Here is a 475-nt window from a genome sequence, read left to right on the forward strand (position 1 = left end):
AAATCATTTAGAAGTTTTCTATCTAATTATACTAAAGTTGAGTGGTGAAACTAATATGAGCCAATGGCTAAGTAATGATAAAATAGCAGACCACGATTTTGGCGGTTGCATATTAAAATTTTTATTAGGTATGAGTATCATTTTTATACTTATTCTATATCCTATTTATTGGCTGTTTTTTCAAGAAATCGAAAAACCTCTTGTAAAAAATACGTCAACTAACCAAGCAAATCACATAGAAATTACAGGGATTTCATATGGACATCTCTTCGATGATAAATACATAAAAATTTACTTTAAAGAAAAAAACAAACTTGTAGAGAAAACAAAAATAAGGGTGGCTAATTTTAATATTGTTAATAGTTCAGACCTTTATGAAATTTCATGGAAAGATAATACTAAAGTTTCAATAGTAATGAAATTTGAATATGAAACTAAAACATTGGAATATGATTTCGAAACGGAAAAAATGGGT

Annotated in this window: 1 protein-coding gene; it reads left to right on the forward strand. The window is 26.7% G+C overall.

The features are described 5' to 3' along the window. Positions 1–55: 55 nt before the first annotated feature. Positions 56–475 (forward strand): hypothetical protein (locus MR083_RS26900; RefSeq protein ID WP_242270107.1); only part of this gene is annotated, 420 nt, incomplete at its 3' end.

The sequence above is a fragment of the Bacillus cereus group sp. BfR-BA-01408 genome, assembly GCF_022663305.1.
Taxonomy (GTDB): Bacteria; Bacillota; Bacilli; order Bacillales; family Bacillaceae_G; genus Bacillus_A; species Bacillus_A pacificus.